Raw genomic sequence first — 20,737 nt, forward strand, 5'->3', positions numbered from 1 at the left:
GGCACGGAGGGTGGCGGCCCGCGCGGGGCCCGCCACCCTCCGAGGGGTACGCCTGCCGTCAGTCCTCGTCGGACTTGCCGCCGCCCATCCCCGAGGAGATCAGCTCCATCACCGAGGAGTCCTGGAGGGTCGTCACGTCGCCCAGCGACCGGTTCTCCGCGACGTCCCGCAGCAGCCGGCGCATGATCTTGCCGGAGCGGGTCTTCGGCAGCTCCGGCACCAGCATGATCTGCCGCGGCTTGGCGATCGGGCCGAGCGTGCGCGCCACGTGGTTGCGCAGGTCGGCGATGAGCTGCTCGCCCGCCTCGCCGGCCGTGTCGACCGAGCCGCGCGGGATGGCGAACGCCACGATCGCCTGCCCCGTCGTCGGGTCGGTCGCCCCCACCACCGCCGCCTCCGCCACCGACGGGTGCGACACCAGCGCCGACTCCACCTCGGTGGTGGAGATGTTGTGGCCCGACACCAGCATCACGTCGTCCACCCGGCCCAGCAGCCAGATGTGCCCGTCGTCGTCCTTCTTCGCCCCGTCCCCGGCGAAGTACATGCCCTCGAACCGCGACCAGTACGTCTCGACGAACCGGTTGTCGTCGCCCCAGATCGTGCGCAGCATCGACGGCCACGGCTCGCGCAGCACCAGGTAACCGCCGCCGCCGTTCGGCACCGACTGGCCCTGGTCGTCCACCACGTCGGCCACGACGCCCGGCAGCGGGGTCATCGCCGAACCCGGCTTCGTCTCGGTGACCCCGGGCAGCGGCGAGATCATGATCGCGCCCGTCTCGGTCTGCCACCAGGTGTCCACGATCGGCAGCTCACCCCGGCCCACGTGCTGCCGATACCACATCCACGCCTCGGGGTTGATCGGCTCGCCGACGCTGCCCAGCAGCCGCAGCGAGGACAGGTCGTGCCCGGCGGGGATGTCCTCGCCCCACTTCATCATCGTGCGGATCAGCGTCGGCGCGGTGTACAGGATGCTCACCTTGTACCGGTCGACGATCTCCCAGAACCGGCCCTTGTGCGGCGTGTCCGGCGTGCCCTCGTACATGACCTGGGTGACGCCGTTGGCCAGCGGCCCGTACACGATGTAGGAGTGCCCCGTCACCCAGCCGATGTCGGCGGTGCACCAGTAGACGTCCGTCTCCGGCTTCAGGTCGAACACCGCGTGCGCCGTGTACGCCGCCTGCGTCAGGTAGCCGCCCGTGGTGTGCAGGATGCCCTTCGGCCGGGCCGTCGTGCCCGAGGTGTAGAGGATGAACAGCGGGTGCTCGGCGTCGAACGGCTGCGCGGTGTGCTCCGCCGACGCGGTCTCCACCGTCTCGTGCCACCAGTGGTCCCGCTCCGACCAGGCGACCTCCTCACCGGTGCGGCGGACCACCAGCACGTGCTCCACCGACGGGCACTTCGCCACCGCCTCGTCCACCGTCGGCTTCAACGCCGACGGCTTGCCCCGGCGGTACCCGCCGTCGGCGGTGATCACCACCTTGGCGGTGGCATCCTGAATGCGGTTGCTCAGCGAGTCGGCGGAGAAACCGCCGAAGACCACGCTGTGCGTCGCCCCGATCCGGGCGCACGCCAGCATCGCCACCGCCGCCTCCGGCACCATCGGCAGGTAGATCGCCACCCGGTCGCCGGCCACCACGCCCAGGTCGGTCAGCGCGTTCGCCGCCTGGCAGGTCATCCGGTGCAGGTCGGCGTACGTGATGGTGCGGGTGTCGCCCGGCTCGCCCTCCCAGTGGATCGCCACCCGGTCGCCGTTGCCCGCCTCCACGTGCCGGTCCAGGCAGTTGTACGCCACGTTCAGCCGGCCGCCGACGAACCACTTCGCGAACGGCGGGTTCGACCAGTCGAGCACCTGCTCCCACTGCTGCGCCCAGGCCAGCCGCCCGGCCTGCCGCTCCCAGAACGCCAGCCGGTCGGCGGCGGCCTCGGCGTACGCGTCGGCGGTCACGTTGGCGTTGGCGGCGAGTGCGGCCGGCGGCGGGAACTGCCGCGTCTCGTTCAGCAAGTTGGCCAGTGCCTCGCTCATGCCGTGACTCCCTCGTCGCTCGCGTGACCTGCGTCTCCTACCCCCGCAGAGGTTAGTCGGGGCGGCCGGAGGCCGCGACAGCTCCCCGAACCCACGCGCGCCGAGCGGCCCCCGCCACGCGCCGAGCTGTAAGGAAGGGCCCCCTGTTAACGCATACGGTAGAGAAGGGTCCCCTTCTTACCCGCCGTCCCCGCAGGTGGCTAGCGTGGCAGCGTGACCGCTGATCCGCTCGCGCCCCTGCTCGCGCTCGCCGACGTCGCCCCCGCCGTCGGGCGGGCCCGCGACCGCGTCGACCAGGCGCTGCGGCACCGCGCGCTGCGCCGGCACGGCGGCCAGGTCGCCGCCGAGGTCAGCCTCCGCTGCGCCGTGGCCAGCGCCGCCCTGGAGGGGTACGCCCACGACCGCGAGTCCGTCCGGGCCGGCACGGTCACCGACCCGGTGAGCCAGGGCGCGCTGCGGGTCGCCGGGGCGCTGCCCGGCCTGACCGAGCGCTGGCCGACGTCGCCCCGGCAGGTCCTCGCCCGGCTGCACGTGCTCGCCGCCCGGGACGTCGTACCCGAAAACGAGCTGGGGCGGCCGGTGGCCGACCCGGTGGTCGCCGCCCGGCTCGACGGCCTGGCCGGGCTCGTCGCCGGCGGCACCACCGTGCCCCCGCTCGTGCTCGCCGCCGTCGTGCACGGCGAGCTGCTCAACCTGCGCCCGTTCGCCGGGCCGTCCGGCCTGGTGGCCCGGGGTGCCGCCCGGCTCGTCCTGATGTCCACCGGTTTCGACCCCCGCGGGCTCGTCGGCGTCGACGTCGGCCACCGCGAGCGCGAACCCGAGTACGTCGGCGCGGCCGGGGCGTTCGCCACCGGCACCCCCGACGGGCTGCGCTCCTGGCTGCGGCACTACATGACCGCCGTCGAGCTCGGCGCCGACCAGCTCACCGCCGTCGGCGACGAGATCCTCGCCGCCGCCTGAACCGCCTGGCTGACCCGGCTGGCCTGGCCGGGCCGCCCGGACCGCTCGTGTGGCTGCCGGTCAGGCCACGGGGGTGGTGCGCGTGCGGCGGTGCCGGCCGTACCAGGCGATGCCGATCGCCACCCCCACGCCGACGCCCAGCGCCGCCGCGGCGACCGGCACCGCCGGGCGCTCCCGCAGCCGGCGGCCCAGCGGGATCGGGTGCCGGAACTCCAGCACCGGCCAGGCGTTCTCGGTGGCCAGCCTGCGCAGCGCCCGGTCCGGGTTGACCACCGACGGATGCCCCACGCACTCCAGCAGCGGCCGGTCGCTCATCGAATCGGAGTACGCGTACGAGTCGGCCAGGTCGTAGCCGCGCACCCTGGCCAGCTCGGTGACCGCCTCGACCTTGCTCGGACCGGCCGCGTAGAACTCCACCTCGCCGCTGTACCGGCCGTTCGCCACCGCCATCCGGGTGGCGATCACGTCGGTGATCCCGAGCAGCTCGCCGATCGGCCGGACCATCTCCTCCCCGGAGGCGGAGACCAGCACGACGTCCCGGCCGGCGGCCTGGTGCTCCTCGATCAGGGCCGCCGCCTCCGCGTACACGTAGGGGTTGATCAGCTCGTGCAGTGTCTCCGCGACGATCTGGCGGACCTGCTCCACCTGCCAGCCCTTGCACAGCGCGGCCAGGTAGTCCCGGGTCTTGGCCATGGTCTGCTCGTCGGTGCCGCCCAGCCGGAACATCAGCTGCGCGTACGCCGACTTCACCACGTCCCGCCGGGTGATCAGCCCATCCCGGTAGAACGGCCGACCAAACGCCAAGGCGCTCGACTTGGCGATGACGGTCTTGTCCAGATCGAAAAAAGCGGCACTTCGGCCCACGGCGCGAAAGTCTAGCCGGATGGTCTATGGTCGGCGGGTGCCCGGGGTACGGACTCCGGCCCGGCCCCAACGGCAACCGTCACCACCCCCTGCCGTCAGTGACGGCGGTCACACTCTCCGGCGATGATTTCGCAGGGAGTGGAGGCGACACCACTCGACGTATACCGGTTTGCTCAGGCATGCTTGTTCTTGCGACGCACATTCGCGTTGTCGTACGACAGCAGGCCCTCGGCGATCGCACCCCCCGTGACCGCCGAGCCGGTTCGGCTCAACCCCCCCGGAGCCGAACCTCCCGACGACCCCCGTCTCCCCCCGACGGGGGTCGTCCCTTTTCAGATGTACGCGTCAGTCGGGCGCGGCCTGTTCCTAGAGGGCGGCCTGCTGCAGGCAGGGGTGTCAGCCGGCGTGAGGGTCCGGGTTTCGCGTCTCATCCCGGCTTGTTACGGCACAGGCGCCGGAGGTGCGCCGGGCGTCGGGTGGCGGACAAGAGGCTCAGTATGCGAGGGGCGTCGCCTAGGTTTGCCCTCCGGTGGGCGAGTCCAATGGTTGGTGAGGGGCGTAGTAAATGCGAGCAGTCATGTCCGACTACGAGGCTCGGGCTTGGTCCGCCCTGCTCGACAGTGAGCGCAAGCGTCGGGATGGCCTAAAGGCACGCGCTACCAGCAAGATCGCGCTTGTCGCCAAGCGTGCCGGCGAGCAGCTCCGGAAGGCTCCCGGCGCGGAGAAGGCCTTGGAACTCGGCGACGAGACCATCGTCAAGGCGTTGCAGGGTGGCTTCAAGGCCATCTTCTTGCCCGCAGTGCGTTCGGCTTCGCTGGAAAAGCGGGTCGAGAGGTTGCGCCGCAAGCATCAGGATCTGGGCGCTGAGTCGCTGTTCGAGTCGCTCGACCTCAAGGACCTCGACCAGGGCCGACCCATGTTGACCGTCCCGTTCATCGGGGTCCTTCAATCCGGCGTCGCCTCGGTCGCGGTCACCGGAGCAGTGGTCAGCACGACCGTCAGCGGTGGCACGACGGCAGCTGTAGCCGTGGCGGCGGTGGCGTCGGACGCCGTGCTCTCGCTGGCCCTCCTCGGTCGTGCCGTGGCCGAGGTCGCCGTCCACTACGGCTACGACCCTCGGGAGCCCGAAGAGGAACTGTTCCTGATGGGAGTCCTGAACTACAGCACAGCGTCATCGTCCACGAGCAAGACGGCCGCTCTCGCCAGTCTGTCCCGCCTCACCCAGCAGATGATGCGCCGTGCAACGTGGAAACAGCTGGGAAAGGAGCCTCTGGTGCCGGTCCTCGTGCAGATCTTCAAGCTGCTCGGACTGCGGCTCACCAAGGCGCGGCTCGCCCAGGTCGTGCCGATCGCCGGGGTTGTCCTCGCTGCGGGGCTCAGCTTCAACATGCTCCGTTCGGCTGTCGACGACGCGACGCGGCTCTACCGCGCCCGCTATCTGGCCGAGAAGCACGGCCTGTCGTGGGAGGCATGGATCGTCGAGCCAACCTCGGTGGTCGACGCGGCGGCGTCCGAACCGGTCGTGGATGCGACGACGGTGGAAATCGACGGTCTACTTGATGAGGCGGCCGCCGGCAAGGAGGAGGACGGGGACGGCCCGCCTGCCAAGGGCGACTGACTCTTACTGAATGAGCTGTGGCGGCTGCGCGGGTGGTGGGGAACGCCAGCACGTCCTGGCAGGTCGATCGCTCACGTCGGTGCTATCGGGCAGCGCGTCGGGACGTCAGCACCTCATGGTCCGAAAGCCGACTCTCCGACCTTGCCCGAGCGTCCCGCTGCTGGTGGGAGAGCCTTTCCGTCCCCCGACGCCCTACGTAGCGGGCCCGCAACGGTGTGGCGTCGTCCGAGGCGCGTTCGTACTCTGTCCGGGACGTGCGTCGATGTTGGGGAGGGCCGGACCCTGCTGGTTAACCGGAGCCTCGCCGACGTCCCCGCCGACCGGGTCGTCGCGCTGCCCGACGCGGACACCGACGCGTTGGCCATGCTGATCGCGCGGGACCACGCGGAGCTGGCCGCCGTGGTGCACCGCCCGGCCGCCCGGATCGCGCTGCCGGTGGACTTCGTGCACGCCGCGTTGGACCGGCTCGAACAGATCGCCGTCGAGGTGCTGCCCGCCTGGCTGCCCGAGGTTGCGGACGGCGTACGCCCGGACACGTCCGGGCTGGCAGCGGTGCGGGCCGCCGCTGCGGCGCGGTCCCGCCGCGACCGTTATCCCGGTTCCTTCCTGCCGGACCTGGCCGTCTTCGCGGTGACGGCCCGGCGGCCGTCCGGCGCGCAGTTGCCGTTGCGTACCCGGGCGGCGGCGCTGGCGCGGCTCGTCGCGGGAGCGTTCGGCCGGCGTCGGGTGGTGCTGCTCGTCGAGCCGACCGCCGGCACCGGCGCGGTTTCCGCTGCGGGGGCCGCCTGGCTGGTGCAGCACGGCGGCCCGGTCACCTGGCTGCTCGGTGCCGGCGCGGCCGGGCTGGAGGCGGTCCCGGAGTTCTCGGTCGCGCTGCCGCCCGTGCCGCGCGCCGCTCCGCTCACGCCGCCCCGCACAGCGCGCGACGCGCTACCCACGCCGCCCGACGTGCGATTCGCGCCGCCCGACGTGCGATTCGCGCTGCGCGACGTGCCATCCGCGCCGCGCGACGGGTCACCCGTGCCCGGGGCGGTGGTGGGCCGGCCGCATCCGGCGAGCGACGCCGAGAAGAGGCTGGAGGCGGCGCTCGCCGTCGAGAGCTGGGCCGTCGGGCGGCGGTGGAACCAGAGCTACCGGTCGCACGAGCTGGCCACGCCGATCCGGCTGGATCTAGTGTGGCCCGACGAACGGTGCGTGGTGGAGATCGACGGGCCGGAGCACTGCCGTCCGGTCCGCTTCGAGGCCGACCGGCAGCGCGACGTCCAGTTGCAACTGGATGGTTACGCCGTCCTGCGCTTCACCAACGCCCGGGTGACCCACGACGTCGGTGCCGTGGTCCGGCAGATCGGCACGTATCTGCGGGAGTGTCGGCGGGACATGGCGGAAGGACGGCAGCATGGCCGGCGATGATCTGACGGCATCGGAGAGCGCGATCCTCGTCGTGCTCATGGCCGAGGCGCGCGAGGTGCTGAACACCGAGCTCCGCGAGCGCTACCACCTCGACGTACGCAAGCCGCAGCGCGACAAGCTCACCCGCCTGCACTACGTCGCGAGCCGCAAGAGCGGATCGACGTACGCCCTCCAGCTCGACGACAAGGGCTGGGTGCGGATGCAGAGCGACCTCGACTTCGCGCTGCGCGGCGCGTCGGCGCTCGGCGCCGCGTTGACCGCCCTCCAGGCCAACCTGCGCGACCGGGTCCTGGCGCGCAGCGGCTGCGCCACGTTGGCCGAGTTGTTCGCCGTGACCGACGTGCGCGCGTCGGCGTCCACGGCCGCCGTCGACCCGGCGGGCGCGCTGGCGGCGCGGGTCGTCAGCGCGTACCGGGCGCTCGCCGACGCCCCGGGGGCCTGGGTGAGCCTGCGCCGCCTCCGCCCGTTCTTCGCCGACGTGCCGCGCGAGGACCTGGACGAGGCGCTGCGTCGGCTCAGCCGCTCCGAGGGCGTCGCCCTCGCGCCGGAGTCGAACCAGAAGACGCTCACCGAGGTGGACATCGCGGCCGCGCTGCGCCTCGGCGGGCAGGACAACCATCTGCTGGCGATCGGCGTGTGATGGACGAGGCGGAGCGGACCGCGCTGGCGGCCCTGCGGTTCGACTGGGCGCCGGTCCCCGACGACGTGTGGCGGCCGCTGCCCTTCCACGTCGAGGGCCTGCACGTCCCGGTCGTCCGGGAGGTGCTCGCCGGGGTGGACGAGGCCGCGTCGAGCCCGCACGGCAGCCCGCTCGGCCTGGTCGTGCAGGGGCAGCGGGGGGCCGGCAAGACCCACCTGCTGGGCGTGGTCCGCCAGCGGGTGCAGGAGGCGGGCGGCTACTTCTTCCTGGTCGGCCTGCTCGACGCGGGCAGCTTCTGGGACAACGTCCTCGCCGCCCTGCTGGACGGCCTGGCCCGGCCGGTGCCCGGCAGCCCCGAGACGCAGCTCAAGCTGCTGCTGCGGCGGCTGTCGGCGCTGGTGGGCGCGCCCCGGACGGCACGCCGGGCCGTGATGGGCGACACCGAGCTGACCCGGCCGGCGCTCGACGCCTTTCTCACCGGGCTCGGCGACTATGACCGGCACGCGGCCCGCACCTGCCAGGAGACCGCCCGCGCCCTCGCGCTGGCCGCCTCGGAGGACATCGTCCACCGCGACCTGGCGGAGAACTACTTCCTCTCCGGCGAGGAGGTGGTGGCCGGCGAACGCGCGGCGTGGGGGATGCGGCGCGCGCCGCGACCGGCCCAGCAGATCGTGCAGGACCTGTCCTGGCTGCTGGCGCTCACCGGCCCGTCGGTGGTGGCGATCGACCAGGTCGACACGCTGATCGCCCAGTTGGCGATCCAGAGCGACCCCAGTGTGGTGGGTGCCGCCGCGATGAGCCCGGACCAGTCGCTCATGCTGGCCCGGATGGCGGACGGCCTGATGTCGCTGCGGCAGGCGACGCGGCGCACGCTGACCGTCCTCGCCTGCATCCCGAACTCGTGGACGATCATCCGGTCCACCGCCGCCGACACCGTCGCCGACCGGTTCCGGGAGACCCCGGTCCTGCGCCGGATCGACGACGCCGACCTCGCGCGGGCGATCATCGAGAAGCGGTTCTCCGTCCGCTACGGCGAGGTCGGGTACGCGCCGCCGTATCCCTCGTGGCCGGTGTCCCCGCGCGCCTTCGCCGAGGCGGGGGCCTTCACCCCGCGCCAGCTGCTGATCGAGATCGACCGGCACATCCGGGGCTGCCTCGCGACCGACGAGGTGCGGGAGATGACCACGCTGGGCGAGCCGGCCGCCGCGGAGCCCCGGGCGCCGCGCCCCGCCGCCCCGGTCACGGCCACCGCCGAGGAGATGGACCGCTACGACGCCCGCTTCGCCGAGCTGCGGGCCGCCGCCGACGTCGCCGCCCCGCTCGGGCGGGCGACGGAGGACGAGGCGATGCCGCCGCTGCTCGCCGCCGGGCTCACCGCCTGGATCCTGGAACGCGGCGACGCCGGCGCGGCGTTCAGCGTCGACCCGCCCCCGAGCACCGACCCGCCGCTGCACGCCCGGCTGCGCCTGACGCTCGACGAGCGCACGGAGGACCAGGCGCACTGGTGCTTCCGGGCGATCAGCGACGACCACCACGGCAACGCGGCGCTCGCCCGGCTCCGCAAGGCGAGTGTGGCGGCGGCCCTCGACACCGGCTCGGCCAAGCGCACGTTGTTCCTGCTGCGCAACCGTGGCTGGTCGACCAGCGCCGCCACCCGGAAGGCCGTTGCCGCGTTCACCGCGGCGGGCGGGCAGACCATCGGCGTCGGCGAGGAGGACCTGCGGATCCTCTCGGCGCTGCGGGTCATGCTCGCCGAGGCCACGATGGACTTCCAGGGCTGGCTGGTCGACCGCCGCCCGACCCGCGACCTGAAGTTCCTCCAGCACGCGCTGGCCGACGTCGACCGCTGGACGACGGACGCCGAACCGCCTCCGGGGCCCGCCGCCGGCCCGGCCACGCCGATCCCCAACGGGCCTATCCCCACCGTGGCGGCACCCACCGCGCCAGCCCAGGCCGCTCCGGTCCAGGCCGCACCGGTCCAGGCCGCACCGGTCCAGGCCGCACCGGCCCAGGCCAACCCGGCCCAGGCCACACCGGCTCCGGCGACCGCCGTCCCGGCCGAGCCGGCGTTCGTCGTCGGACACGGGTACGACGACGACGCGCCCGTGCCGCTGGCCCTGGAGGCGCTCCGCAAGCACACCACGATCTTCGCGGGCTCGGGCTCGGGCAAGACCGTGCTGATCCGCCGCATCGTCGAGGAGTGCGCCCTCGCCGGTGTCTCCGCCATCGTGCTCGACCCGAACAACGACCTCGCCCGCCTCGGGGAGGAGTGGCCCGATCCGCCCACGGGATGGCGGCCGGGCGACGCGGACCGGGCGAAGGACTACCTGACGTACACCGACGTGGTGGTCTGGACGCCGCGCCGCAACTCGGGCCGCCCGCTGAGCTTCCAGCCGCTGCCCGACTTCACCGGCGTGCGCGACGACCCGGACGAGTTCGGTGAGGCCGTCGAGGCGGCCGTCGCGGCCCTCGCGCCGCGCGCGATGGTCACCGGCCGGGCCACCAGGGCGCACCTGGGGCTGGCGGTGCTGCGCAAGGCCGTCGAGCACTACGGCCGGCGCGGCGGTTCCCGGCTGAAGGGCCTCGTCGACACGCTGGCCGACCTGCCGGACGGGACCATCGACCTCGACGACGCCGAGAAGATCGGCCTCAGCCTGGCCCAGAACCTGACGGCGGCCATGGTCAACGATCCGCTCTTCGGGGGCGAGGGCACCCCGATGGATCCCGGGGTGCTGCTCACGCCCGCACCCGGCAAGCGGGCCCGGGTGTCGGTGGTCAGCCTCGTGGGCCTGCCCTCCGACGACGTACGCCAGAGCTTCGTCAACCAGCTCCAGATGGCGCTGTTCGCCTGGATCAAGAGGAACCCGGCCGGCGACCGGCCGCTGCTGGGGCTGCTCGTGATGGACGAGGCGCAGACGTTCGCCCCGTCCGGGGCGATGACGGCCTGCACCCAGAGCACGCTGGCGCTGGCCGCCCAGGCGCGCAAGTACGGGCTGGGGCTGGTCTTCGCCACGCAGGCGCCGAAGGGGCTGCACAACCGCATCCCGGGCAACGCGGCGACGCAGTTGTACGGCCTGATGAACAGCCCGATCCAGATCGAGGCGGCCCGCGAGATGGCCCGGGCCAAGGGCGGGGACGTGCCGGACATCTCCCGGCTGACGGTGGGCGAGTTCTATCTCGCCGCCGAGGGCGCGGCGCCGCGGAAGATCCGGACGCCGCTCTCGTTGACCCACCATCCCCGCAGCCCGCTCACCGTCGAGGAGGTGCTGGGCCGGGCCCGCGCGAGGGCCGGTTCCGGAGTGGCGGGCCGATAGCCGAGAGTAACTTTGGGTGATGTGCAAATTGCCCCGATGGGATTGCCACGCCCCCTTCGCGTAGCGTTCCGCCCCCACTACTTTGCGCCGTACGAGCAGGTAAAAGGCTTGATCAAGGATCTTCCGGAACATTGTGGACGCTGAGGCGTCTACATCCGCTGCCCGCCACGGATAGTAGTTGTCACACCGAGACGGGCAGGGGGAACGATGAACGAAGCGCTGGCGGAACCGCTCACCGGATTCCAGGTGATGGCCGTGGCCGTCACGGTCGCGGGGGTGGTGGCCGGCCTGGTGCGCGCCTGCGTCGCGTACCGGGCGCGGATACAGCAGGAACGGGAGCTGACGACACGTACGACAGCCCGGGTCACGTGGCTGGTCAGGCTCGCGGAGGCCGACCACGAGGTCGTGCGGATCGTGGAGCGCGACCGCGACGGGCACCGCGAGGTGGAGCTGGGCGGCCGTGGCGTGCCGAGCTCCGGTGCCGCGGGGGAGGCGGCGTGATCGAGTTCGAGGGCACCGCCGCCCTGACCCCGGAGCAGGTCGACTGCGAGGCGACACGCAAGGCGGAGGCCGCGCGCCTGAAGGCCGTGCACGACCAGGAGTTCGCCGCGTTCACCGAGGCCTCCTACCACCAGGTGGAGCGGATCCTCAGGTCGGCGTGCCGGGACCGCGAGGTGGTCGAGGACGCGCTCAACGAGGCGTACCTGCACGGGCGCGTCCAGTGGTCCAAGCTGCGCGTCCACGACCGGCCGATCGGTTGGATCATCGTCACGGCGCGCCACAAGATCCGCAAGGACCACCAGCGGCACCTGCGGGAGGCCGCGATGGCGCCGGAGGACCTGCCGACGACGCCGCACTCGAACATCGCCGACGTGTGGGAGGCGCAGGAGCTGCTGCGGGGCTGGCTGCACCGGCTCCCGGCGCGGCACGCCGAGGTGTTCCAGATGGCGCAGGAGGGCTTCTCCAACCAGGAGATCGCCCGCGTCCTCGGGCTGACCGAGAACAGCGTCCGCTCCTACAAGGTCGCCGCGCGGCGGGGGCTGCGCGAGCTGGCCGAAGAGGCCGGCTACGTCGGCCCGGACGGCCACCGGCGGCAGGGGGCAGGTCGTGGATCTCGATGACATCCTGGCGCTGGCCGAGACCCGGCCGAGCCCGCTGGAGCTCGCCCGCGCGCGCCGCGTCGCGCGCGCCGCGCAGAGCCAGTACGACCTCGCGCTCGCCGAGGGCTACAAGATTATGGTCGACGCCGACCTCGTCGACCCGCTGACCTGGGACGTCGACGAGGCGACCAGGGTCGCGCGCGCCGCCCAGTTGGCGAAGTCGGGCACCGTCACCTGGGTGGCCGGCGGGCGGGACGGCCTCGGCCGGCTCAGCTGGTCCGACGAGATGGCGTTGATCTTCGGGCACGCGCCGGGGACGCTGCGCCTCACGCCCGAGACGCTGTTCGGGCTCGTCCATCCGGTCGACGCCGGGCGGGTCCGCGCCGCCGTCCGGACGGCGTGGACGCGGTGCCGGCCGGGTGAGGTCGACTTCCGGGTGGTCCAGCCCGGCGGCAGCATCCGCCACGTGCACTGCCACCTGGAGATCACCACCTGCGAGGGCGAGCCGTCGGGGATCGTCGTGACCGGCGAGGACGTCACCACTCTCGAACTCGCCCGGCAGGAACGCCGGCGGCTCGCCATCCGGAGCCGGATGCTCGGCGCCGACCTGGCCGTGCTGGACGCCCTCACCGGGCTGCCGAACCGCGGGTACGTCATCGACGAGGTCGACCGGGCCCGCCGTACCACCGGGGGTGCCCTGGTCGTGGTGGCGACCGAGCCCGCCACCCGGCTGCCGGACGCCCTCACCGACACCGACCGCGACCGGCTGACGGCGGCGGTCGCCCAGCTCCTGCGCACGGTCGTCGGGCCCGGGGTGACCGCGGGTCTGGTCGGCTCCGGCCTGTGGGGGGTGCTCCTCGCGCCGGCCGACGACCGCGCGGAGGCGGCCGAGAGCCTGGCGGCCCGGATCGTGGAGACGTTCCGGAACCACCTGTTCGGCGTCCGGCAGAACACCCTGCGGCTCACCACCTCGGCCGGCGTGGTGCGCTTCGCCAGCGGCGTGCCCGCCACCGGCTTCGACCTGCTCGTCGACGGCGAGCACGCGGCCCGGGACGCGCGCCGCGACACCGCCGCCGTCGTCGTCCTCGACGAGCCGGTCGCGGACGCCGAACGGACGGCCCGGTGCCGCTCCCGCATCCGGCACGCGGTCTCGGCCAACAGGTTCGCCCTCTACGCCCAGCCCATCGTCGACCTCAGCCTCAACCAGGTCACCCGCCACGAGATCCTGCTGCGGGTGCGCAGCGACACCGGGGAGCCGGTCGCGCCGGTGGCCTTCCTCGACATGGCCGAACGCGTCGGCGAGATCCTGATGGTCGACAAGTGGGTGGTCGATCACGCCCTGGCGTTCATCGGCCGGGGTGCGCAGACCTCCCACTACCAGGTCAACATCTCGGGGAAGTCCCTCGCCGACCCGGGCCTGCTCACCTTCGTGACGGAGGCGATCGACCGGCACGGGGTCAAGCCGGAGCGCCTGACGTTCGAGATCACCGAGACCGCCCTCATCGAGAACCGGAACGAGGCGCTGGCCTTCGCCCGGGGGATCAGGGCGGCGGGCTGCCACCTGGCGCTCGACGACTTCGGCACCGGGTACGGCGCGCTGGCGCACCTGAAGTACCTCCCGGTGGACCTCGTCAAGATCGATGGGACGTTCATCGTCGACCTCTGCCGGTCGCCGGCCGATCAGGCGGTGGTGTCGAAGCTGGTGGAGCTGTGCCAGACGCTGGGCATCCGCGTCGCGGCCGAGTACGTGCAGGACGACGCGACCGTCGAGCGCCTGAAGAGCTACGGCGTCGACTTCGCCCAGGGCTACTGGACGGGGCGGCCCGAACCGATCACGGTGAGCCGGGACGAGGTGCAGTCGGTCGAGCTCGAACTGCGGTTCCCGCCGCGACACACCGCCCTCGGCTGAACCGGGGCGCGCCACTGGCCGAAAGTTTCGGCTCTCGGCGGAGCGATCGTCAGGCCCGGCGGGGGAGGCCCCCGACCGGGTTTTCGGCGTGCCGTCAGCGTGTGGTGGGCTGGCGACGCCTTCCTGGCCTCGACCGACAGCGCCATCGACGTTGACCGATTACGTAGTTGCGGGTATGTTGCAGTCCAGTTACGGCAGTTTCCGAAAGTTTCGGAAACCGGCCCGTGAATCCGCGCTTCCCTCCAACTTTGCGCATCGTCGATGGATATGCAAAGGAGTGTCATGAAACGTCTACTGAGTAACGGCCGCCGTCGCGTGGTGGTGGCCACCGCCGCCAGCGCGCTGGTGCTGGCAGGTGCGGCGCTGGTGGTGCCCAGCCTGGCCCAGGCGGCCACCACACTGGGGGCCGCCGCGGCGCAGTCGGGTCGCTACTTCGGCACGGCTATCGCCGGGGGCCGGTTGAACGACTCCACGTACAGCACGATCGCGGGGCGTGAGTTCAACATGATCACGGCCGAGAACGAGATGAAGCCGGACGCGACGGAGCCCAGTCAGGGCCAGTTCAACTTCTCGGCCGGGGACCAGATCTACAACTGGGCGACCCAGCGTGGGCTGAAGGTCCGGGGGCACACCCTGGCCTGGCACGCTCAGCAGCCGTCGTGGATGGAGCGGATGAGCGGCAGTGCGCTGCGCTCCGCCATGATCAACCACATCAACGGTGTGATGGCCCACTACAAGGGCAAGCTCGCCGCGTGGGACGTGGTCAACGAGGCGTTCAACGAGGACGGCAGTCGCCGGCAGTCGAACCTCCAGGGCACCGGCAACGACTGGATCGAGGTGGCGTTCCGCACCGCCCGGGCGGCCGATCCGTCGGTGAAGCTGTGCTACAACGACTACAACATCGAGAACTGGAGCTACGGCAAGACGCAGGGTGTCTACCGGATGATCCAGGACTTCAAGTCCCGGGGTGTGCCGATCGACTGCGTCGGTTTGCAGACCCACTTCACCGGCGGCAGCTCGCTGCCGAGCAACTTCCAGACCACGTTGTCGAGCTTCGCGGCGCTGGGCGTGGACGTGGCGTTGACCGAGGTCGACGTCACCAACGCCTCGACCACCCAGTACGCCGGGCTCACCCAGGCGTGCCTGAACGTGCCCCGCTGCATCGGCATCACCGTCTGGGGCGTCCGCGACAGCGACTCCTGGCGTTCCAACGAGAACCCGCTGCTGTTCGACGGCGGGGGCAACAAGAAGGCCGCGTACACCTCGGTCCTCAACGCCCTCAACGCCGCCGGCCCCGGTCCCACCGGCACCCCGACGGCGACGCCGACCGCCACGCCGACCACGCCGCCGCCCTCCGGCGGCGCCAACCGGATCGTCGGCAGCCAGTCGGGCCGGTGCATCGACGTGCCCAACTCGTCGCAGACCAACGGCACCCGGGTGCAGCTCTACGACTGCCACGGCCAGACCAACCAGCAGTGGACGTACACCGCGAGCAAGCAACTGACCGTGTACGGCGGCAGCCGGTGCCTGGACGCCAACGGCTCCGGCAACGGCGCGGCGGTCCAGATCTACAGCTGCAACGGCCAGGCCAACCAGCAGTGGAACGTCAACTCCAACGGCACCATCTCCGGCGTCCAGTCCGGCCGCTGCCTCGACGTGTGGGGCACCGGCAACGGCCAGCAGGTCCAGCTCTACGACTGCCACGGGCAGGCGAACCAGCAGTTCCGCCTCGTCGCCAACTAGCTCGTCGCCAACTAGCGGGGAACGGTGGCTCACCGTCGTGGCATCGGCCACGACGGTGAGCCACCGTCGTCTCAGCGCACCACGGCCCGGCGCGGCTCGGGCTCCGGCTGGAAGCAGGCCAGCCCCCACCCCCGGTCGTTCGTGACTACCCACGGGTGCCCGACGTAGGTCTGCTGCCGGTACGACTCGCCCGGCCCCAGCGTCCGGTACTGCCGGCGGCGGCCGTCCCAGTCGAGCCAGTACACGACGACCCGCTCGCGCCGGGCGTTGACGAAGTCGACGTACGTCGAACGCCCGCCGCTGGTCGACCGCAGGCGCGACTCCGCGGACGGCGGAAGCGCCGGAAGCTCCCGCGCACCCGCCTGGGTGGGTTGCGGCCGGGGCCCGGTCGTCGCGGGGGCAGGCCGGCCCGTGGTAGCGCGGGCCGTCGGGGCCGGGCCGCTCTCCCGGGGCCGGCCGGTCGACGGGCGGCTCGACGCGGACGCCCGGGCCGACGCCCGGTTCGACAGCGACCCCAGCGCCGGCGAGAGGGTGGGCGTGGGCGTCGCGCTGTCCGTGGGCAGACCCACCCGGATGGGCTCCTGGGCGATCGGCCCCGGCTGGTACGGCTGGTAGGCGTTGAACAGCGGCAGCAGCGTGATGACCAGCGTGGCCACCAGGCCGACCACCACCGAGACCAGCACGAGGGCCAGCTGCGGCCCCTCGCTGCCGTAGGCCCGCCTCGACGGCGCGGCCGCCGGTGGGGCGGCTGGTGCCGCCCCCGGACCCGCCGCGGCCCAGCCGTCCCCGACGGGAAACGCCTGGTGGGGTGTGGACGGCAGAGCCGCGCGCTCCACCGACGGCGGCACCCAGCCGCCGATGCGCAGGCGCGCCGCAGTCCCGACGCCTTCCCCGGTGCCCCTGGAGATGTCGAGCCTGCGCCGATCGTCGAACTCTCGTGAGTGGGTCATGGCCCCGATCCGCGCACGGTGCCACTCGAATCAGCGGCACGGAAGAGCGAATTATGCGAAATGGGTTTCCCGGAGGTCAATGGTTGCCGGGAGGAATTCTGCCTCGGCCGCCCATCGGGCACCCGGCCGACCGGGTATTCGGGCGCGGGCCATGCGACGAGGCCCAGGGGCCCGCCGTGGCTGACCCCTCCCACCTGCGCCGCTTCGGCCCGCCTTAGCAGATCCACTCGGCTCGCGGGCGTTGTCCACAGTGCCCCCGGCTGTCCACAGGGAAGCCATCGTGGGCGGCCGGACGGGGTCCCACCCGGGCACGCTCTCCGGCAGCACCCCCGAGCCCGACTGCTGGAGGCCGCGATGCCACCACCCCGTACCCCACTCCCGCCGCGCCGCCGACTGCCCCTGGTGGTGACCTCGGACGACGGTCTGCTCGACGACCTGCTCCGGCTCGCCGCCGCCGGCGGCACCGAGGTCGAGGTGGCCGCGGACCCGGCCGCCGCCCGGTCCCGGTGGACGCCGGCGCCGCTGGTGCTGGTAGGCGACGACCAGGCCCAGCCCTGCCTGCGGGCGCGGCTTCCCCGCAGGTCACGGATGGTCCTGGTGGGCCGGACCGGGCAGCTCGACCCCGGCTGGGAGATCGCCGAGCTGATCGGCGCCGAGCACGTCGCCACGCTGCCGGCCGCCGAGCCCTGGCTGGTCGACCGGTTCGCCGAGTGCGCGCCCGACCGGGCCGGCGACGGCGTCGCCCGGGTGGTCGCGGTGCTCGGCGGCCGGGGCGGCGCCGGAGCCAGCATCCTCGCCGGCGGGCTGGCCGTCACCGCCGCCCGGGCCCGGCTGCGCACGCTCCTCGTCGACGCCGACCCGCTCGGCGGCGGGCTCGACCTGGTGCTCGGCTGGGAGCAACTCGACGGGCTGCGCTGGCCGGCGCTGACCGACGCCGACGGCCGGGTGGACCCGCCGGCACTGGTCCGGGCCCTGCCCAGCCGCGGCGACCTGGTGGTGCTCTCGTGGGACCGGGGCGACCCCCTGCCGTTGCCCGCCCCGGCCATGGCGGCCACCCTCGACGCGGCCCGGCGCGGGCGCGACTTCGTCGTGGTCGACGTGCCCCGGCACCTCGACGACCCGGCCGTGCTCGCCTTGCAGGCCGCCGACCAGGCGTTCCTCGTCGTGCCGGCCGAGCTGCGGGCCACCGCCGCAGCCGCCCGGGTGGCGGCGGCCGCCGCGCCGCACTGCGCCCAGCTCTCCGTCGTCGTGCGAGGACCGGCCCCGGGCCGGCTCAAGGCCGCCGAGGTGGCCCGCGCGCTGGGACTGCCGCTGGCCGGCGCGCTGCGGCCCGAACCGGGACTGTGCCGCGGGCTGGAGCGCGGGGAGGCCCCCGCCGCCGACGGGCGCGGCCCCCTCGCCGCGCTCTGCCAGCGAATCGTCGGCGAGCTGACCGGCGTCCCGGTGCCGGGTGCGGCGTGAACGGCCACACCGACGGCGAGGAGATCGCCAGCCGGGTGCGGCAACGCTTCGCCGCCACGGCCGCCCCGGTCACTCCCGCGGCGGTGGTCTCCGCCGTCCGCGCCGAACCGGCGGCGGCGGTCCTCGGCGACACCGCCGTGCTGCGCATCGCCGGCCGGGTGCACGACGACCTGGTCGGCGCGGGGCCGCTGGCACCCCTGCTCGCCGACCCGGAGGTGACCGACGTTCTCGTAAACGCCAACCGGGTGTGGGTCGACCGGGGCCACGGCCTGCACCAGGTCGCGGTGCCCGTCGGCACCGTCGACGACGTGCGCCGCCTGGCGCAGCGCCTCGCCGCCGGAGCAGGCCGTCGCCTCGACGACGGCTCCCCCTGCGTCGACGCCCGGCTGCCGGACGGCACGAGGCTGCACGCCGTGCTGCCCCCGGTGGCCACCGACGGGCCCTACCTGTCCCTGCGCACCTTCCGGCAGCGCCCGTTCACCCTGGACGACCTGGTGCGGCAGGGCACCGTGCCCCGGCCGGTCGCCCCGGTGCTGGCCGCCGTGGTGGCCGCCCGGCTCGCGTACCTGGTGGTGGGCGGCACCGGCTCCGGCAAGACGACCCTGCTCAACACCCTGCTCGGGCTGGTCCCCGGCAACGAGCGGATCGTGCTGGTCGAGGACGCCGCCGAGCTGCGCCCCGTGCACCCGCACGTGGTCGGGTTGCAGGCCCGCACCTCCAACGTGGAGGGCTCCGGCGCGGTCGGGCTCAGCGACCTGGTGCGGCAGGCGCTCCGGATGCGTCCGGACCGGCTCGTCGTCGGGGAGTGCCGGGGCGGGGAGGTCGTGGATCTGCTCGCCGCGTTGAACACCGGCCACGACGGCGGTGCGGGGACGCTGCACGCCAACACGCCCTCGGACGTGCCGGCCCGGCTGGAGGCGCTCGGCATGCTGGGCGGGTTGCCCCGGGCGGCGCTGCACGCCCAGGTCGCCGCCGCGCTCCAGGTGCTGCTCCAGGTCCGCCGGGGCGCGCGGGGCCGGGTGCTGGAGTCGGTCTGCCTGCTGCTCCCGGACGGCCCGGACCGCCTCGTCACGGTCGTCCCCGCCTGGGTGCGCGGTCACGGCGCCGGCCCCGCCGCGCAGGCCCTCGGCGTGTTGCTGCGGGAGCGGGACGTCGCGGTCCCGCCGGTCCTGGGCGCGGGGTGGCCGCAGCGGGAGCGTCCCGACCGGGCCGACCCGGCGGAGGTTCCGGGGGCGGCCCACCGCCGTGGCGGCTCCACGTGACCACGGCGGGCTGGCTGGTGGCCGTGTGCATCGTCGCCGCCGCGGCGATCGTGGTGTGGCCGTTGCGCAACGGCCGGGCCCGGCGGCGGTCCGTCCTCGGGACGCTGTCGCCCGCGTCGCCGCACCCACCAGGCGACCGGAGCGCCGACGACCGGGCCGCCCGGCGGCCTGACCCGTCCGACCTCTCTGAGCTGTCCGACCTCTCGGACCTGTCCGACCTCTCTGACCCAGGTGGCGCACCGGGCCCGGCCGGGCGGCCGGCAGCGGCCGGGCGGCCCGTCGGCCACCTCCGTCCGCCGGGTCGGTCGGCGCAGGCCGGCCGGTGCACCGGCCCCGCCACCGCGCCGAGCGGATGGCCCAGCCCGGTCACCCAGCCCAGTGGCGGCCGGCGACCGGGCCCACCCGGCCGCCGTGACCCGCGCCGGCCCGCCGGCACACCGGACCGCCCCCCGACGGCGGGACACCACCCGGCCCCGCCAGCGGGGCAGCTCGGCTCCCGTCCCGGCGGGGCGCCCGTCGACACCTACCAGGGGGCGTACGACCCGTGGGCGCTGTCCGCCTCCGGTCCCCGTTCGCTGCGGCTGACCGGGTGGTTGGCGGCCTCGCCCGGGCGGGCCCTGCTCGTCGCCGGCGCGGTAGGTGCGGGATCGGGTGGCCTGCTGGCCGGGCCGGTGGCCGCCGTGGTGGTCGGCGCGTACGGGTCGCTCCTCGTGCGGGGGCTGGCCCGGAGACAGCGCGTCCGGCAGGAGGAGCACGCCCGCCGGCACGGGCTCGACCAGCTCTGCGCCCTCGCCGCGGACCTGCGTGCGGGCGTGCCGGTGCTGACCGCCTCCGCGACCCTCATCCCGGGCGGCCGGTCCGTCCCGGCCCCGGACGCCGGCCTGTTGAGCGGCGCGCCGGGCGGGGCTCCCCACGGTGCCGCGCCGGGTGCCCACGGGCAGCCCGACTCTCCGGCCGCCCCGCCCGACGGGGCGGATCGGCTCCGCCAGTTGGCCCGGGCCGCCGTGCGGCTCGCCGACCGCACCGGCGCGCCATTGGCCGACCTGCTGGAACGGATCGAGGCCGACGCCCGGGCCGGCGACCGGGGGCTGGCCGCCGCCGCGGCGCAGGCGGCCGGAGCACGGGCGACCGCCTGGCTGCTCGCCGCCCTGCCGCTCGGCGGCATCGGGCTCGGCTACGGGGTGGGCGTCGACCCGGTCGCGGTCCTGCTGCACACCCCCGTCGGCGGCGGCTGCGCGGTGGCGGCCGTGGTCCTTCAGCTCGCCGGCCTGCTGTGGACGGAACGCCTCGGTGCCGTGCCCGGCGGGAGCAGTCGATGACCCGTCAGGCGGTGGCTGCCGGCTGCCTCGTCGTCGCGGCGGTGCTCGCCCTGTCCGTCGGCCTGCGGGCGGGCTCCACCCGCCGGCTGCGCAGCCTGGGCCGGCGGAGGGAGGCGGCCGGTGCGGGGGAGACGGCCCCGCCGGACAGGCCGGCCGGCCTCGGC

15 protein-coding genes are annotated in these 20,737 nt (G+C 73.8%); 12 read left to right on the forward strand and 3 right to left on the reverse strand.

The features are described 5' to 3' along the window. Positions 1 to 58: 58 nt before the first annotated feature. Positions 59 to 2,023: an acetate--CoA ligase gene (gene acs, locus O7628_RS14440; protein WP_278131048.1), complete on the reverse strand. Its 1,965-nt coding sequence runs from the start codon at positions 2,021 to 2,023 to the stop codon at positions 59 to 61. Positions 2,024 to 2,236: 213 nt separating this feature from the next. Between acs and O7628_RS14445 the strand changes: the two genes are divergently transcribed. Then, the gene (locus O7628_RS14445; RefSeq protein ID WP_278131050.1) at positions 2,237 to 2,983 is read left to right on the forward strand and encodes an oxidoreductase; all 747 of its coding nucleotides are present in this window, start codon (positions 2,237 to 2,239) and stop codon (positions 2,981 to 2,983) included. A 60-nt stretch (positions 2,984 to 3,043) separates the two neighbouring features. On the opposite strand, the gene O7628_RS14450 is transcribed toward O7628_RS14445, so the two are convergent. Further along, on the reverse strand, positions 3,044 to 3,847 hold the full coding sequence (locus O7628_RS14450; RefSeq protein ID WP_178062988.1) for an HAD-IB family hydrolase: 804 nt from the start codon (positions 3,845 to 3,847) through the stop codon (positions 3,044 to 3,046). 577 nt (positions 3,848 to 4,424) lie between these two features. Between O7628_RS14450 and O7628_RS14455 the strand changes: the two genes are divergently transcribed. From O7628_RS14455 to O7628_RS14490, 8 genes are all read left to right on the forward strand, one after another. Beyond that, on the forward strand, positions 4,425 to 5,465 hold the full coding sequence (locus O7628_RS14455) for an EcsC family protein (RefSeq protein ID WP_278131054.1): 1,041 nt from the start codon (positions 4,425 to 4,427) through the stop codon (positions 5,463 to 5,465). A gap of 363 nt (positions 5,466 to 5,828) precedes the next feature. Then, complete coding sequence (locus O7628_RS14460) at positions 5,829 to 6,875, forward strand: DUF559 domain-containing protein (protein ID WP_278131056.1); 1,047 nt, start codon at positions 5,829 to 5,831, stop codon at positions 6,873 to 6,875. Further along, a complete protein-coding gene (locus tag O7628_RS14465; protein ID WP_278131058.1) occupies positions 6,862 to 7,515 on the forward strand; it encodes a hypothetical protein in 654 nt (217 codons plus the stop codon). The genes O7628_RS14460 and O7628_RS14465 overlap by 14 nt, the downstream gene beginning before the upstream one ends. After that, positions 7,515 to 10,829 (forward strand): DUF87 domain-containing protein, encoded by a 3,315-nt coding sequence (locus O7628_RS14470; protein WP_278131060.1) that lies wholly within the window; start codon positions 7,515 to 7,517, stop codon positions 10,827 to 10,829. The genes O7628_RS14465 and O7628_RS14470 overlap by 1 nt, the downstream gene beginning before the upstream one ends. 207 nt (positions 10,830 to 11,036) lie before the next feature. Beyond that, positions 11,037 to 11,330, forward strand: a complete 294-nt coding sequence (locus O7628_RS14475; RefSeq protein ID WP_178063000.1) for a hypothetical protein — start codon at positions 11,037 to 11,039, stop codon at positions 11,328 to 11,330. Then, positions 11,327 to 11,950, forward strand: a complete 624-nt coding sequence (locus tag O7628_RS14480) for a sigma-70 family RNA polymerase sigma factor (protein ID WP_278131064.1) — start codon at positions 11,327 to 11,329, stop codon at positions 11,948 to 11,950. The genes O7628_RS14475 and O7628_RS14480 overlap by 4 nt, the downstream gene beginning before the upstream one ends. Then, positions 11,937 to 13,838: an EAL domain-containing protein gene (locus O7628_RS14485; RefSeq protein ID WP_278131066.1), complete on the forward strand. Its 1,902-nt coding sequence runs from the start codon at positions 11,937 to 11,939 to the stop codon at positions 13,836 to 13,838. Before O7628_RS14480 ends, O7628_RS14485 begins: the two co-directional genes overlap by 14 nt. Before the next feature lie 282 nt (positions 13,839 to 14,120). Next, entirely contained in the window at positions 14,121 to 15,581 is a 1,461-nt protein-coding gene (locus tag O7628_RS14490) for an endo-1,4-beta-xylanase (protein WP_278131068.1), read from the forward strand. A gap of 71 nt (positions 15,582 to 15,652) precedes the next feature. Here the strand turns inward: O7628_RS14490 and O7628_RS14495 are convergent, their stop codons facing one another. Next, positions 15,653 to 16,531, reverse strand: coding sequence for a hypothetical protein (locus tag O7628_RS14495; protein WP_278131070.1), 879 nt, complete (start codon positions 16,529 to 16,531; stop codon positions 15,653 to 15,655). A gap of 405 nt (positions 16,532 to 16,936) precedes the next feature. Here O7628_RS14495 and ssd point away from each other — a divergent pair, with 405 nt between their 5' ends. Genes ssd through O7628_RS32685 form a run of 3 tightly spaced genes read left to right on the forward strand, consistent with a single transcriptional unit; the run spans position 16,937 to position 20,573 of the window. Continuing rightward, entirely contained in the window at positions 16,937 to 17,992 is a 1,056-nt protein-coding gene (gene ssd, locus O7628_RS14500) for a septum site-determining protein Ssd (protein WP_278136312.1), read from the forward strand. Further along, entirely contained in the window at positions 17,989 to 19,254 is a 1,266-nt protein-coding gene (locus tag O7628_RS14505) for a TadA family conjugal transfer-associated ATPase (protein WP_278131072.1), read from the forward strand. Before ssd ends, O7628_RS14505 begins: the two co-directional genes overlap by 4 nt. After that, positions 19,251 to 20,573 (forward strand): hypothetical protein, encoded by a 1,323-nt coding sequence (locus O7628_RS32685; protein WP_347405160.1) that lies wholly within the window; start codon positions 19,251 to 19,253, stop codon positions 20,571 to 20,573. Before O7628_RS14505 ends, O7628_RS32685 begins: the two co-directional genes overlap by 4 nt. Positions 20,574 to 20,737: the final 164 nt, after the last annotated feature.

This window comes from Micromonospora sp. WMMD956 (assembly GCF_029626125.1).
GTDB classification, from domain to species: Bacteria; Actinomycetota; Actinomycetes; order Mycobacteriales; family Micromonosporaceae; genus Micromonospora; species Micromonospora carbonacea.

Excerpts from the sequence above, each read along its gene's own strand:
- O7628_RS14465 (WP_278131058.1), top strand. The coding sequence starts at position 6,862 with ATGGCCGGCGATGATCTGACGGCATCGGAGAGCGCGATCCTCGTCGTG.
- O7628_RS14470 (WP_278131060.1), top strand. The coding sequence starts at position 7,515 with ATGGACGAGGCGGAGCGGACCGCGCTGGCGGCCCTGCGGTTCGACTGG.
- O7628_RS14460 (WP_278131056.1), top strand. The coding sequence starts at position 5,829 with ATGCTGATCGCGCGGGACCACGCGGAGCTGGCCGCCGTGGTGCACCGC.
- O7628_RS14475 (WP_178063000.1), top strand. The coding sequence starts at position 11,037 with ATGAACGAAGCGCTGGCGGAACCGCTCACCGGATTCCAGGTGATGGCC.
- O7628_RS14490 (WP_278131068.1), top strand. The coding sequence starts at position 14,121 with ATGAAACGTCTACTGAGTAACGGCCGCCGTCGCGTGGTGGTGGCCACC.
- O7628_RS14495 (WP_278131070.1), bottom strand. The coding sequence starts at position 16,531 with ATGACCCACTCACGAGAGTTCGACGATCGGCGCAGGCTCGACATCTCC.
- O7628_RS14455 (WP_278131054.1), top strand. The coding sequence starts at position 4,425 with ATGTCCGACTACGAGGCTCGGGCTTGGTCCGCCCTGCTCGACAGTGAG.
- acs (WP_278131048.1), bottom strand. The coding sequence starts at position 2,023 with ATGAGCGAGGCACTGGCCAACTTGCTGAACGAGACGCGGCAGTTCCCG.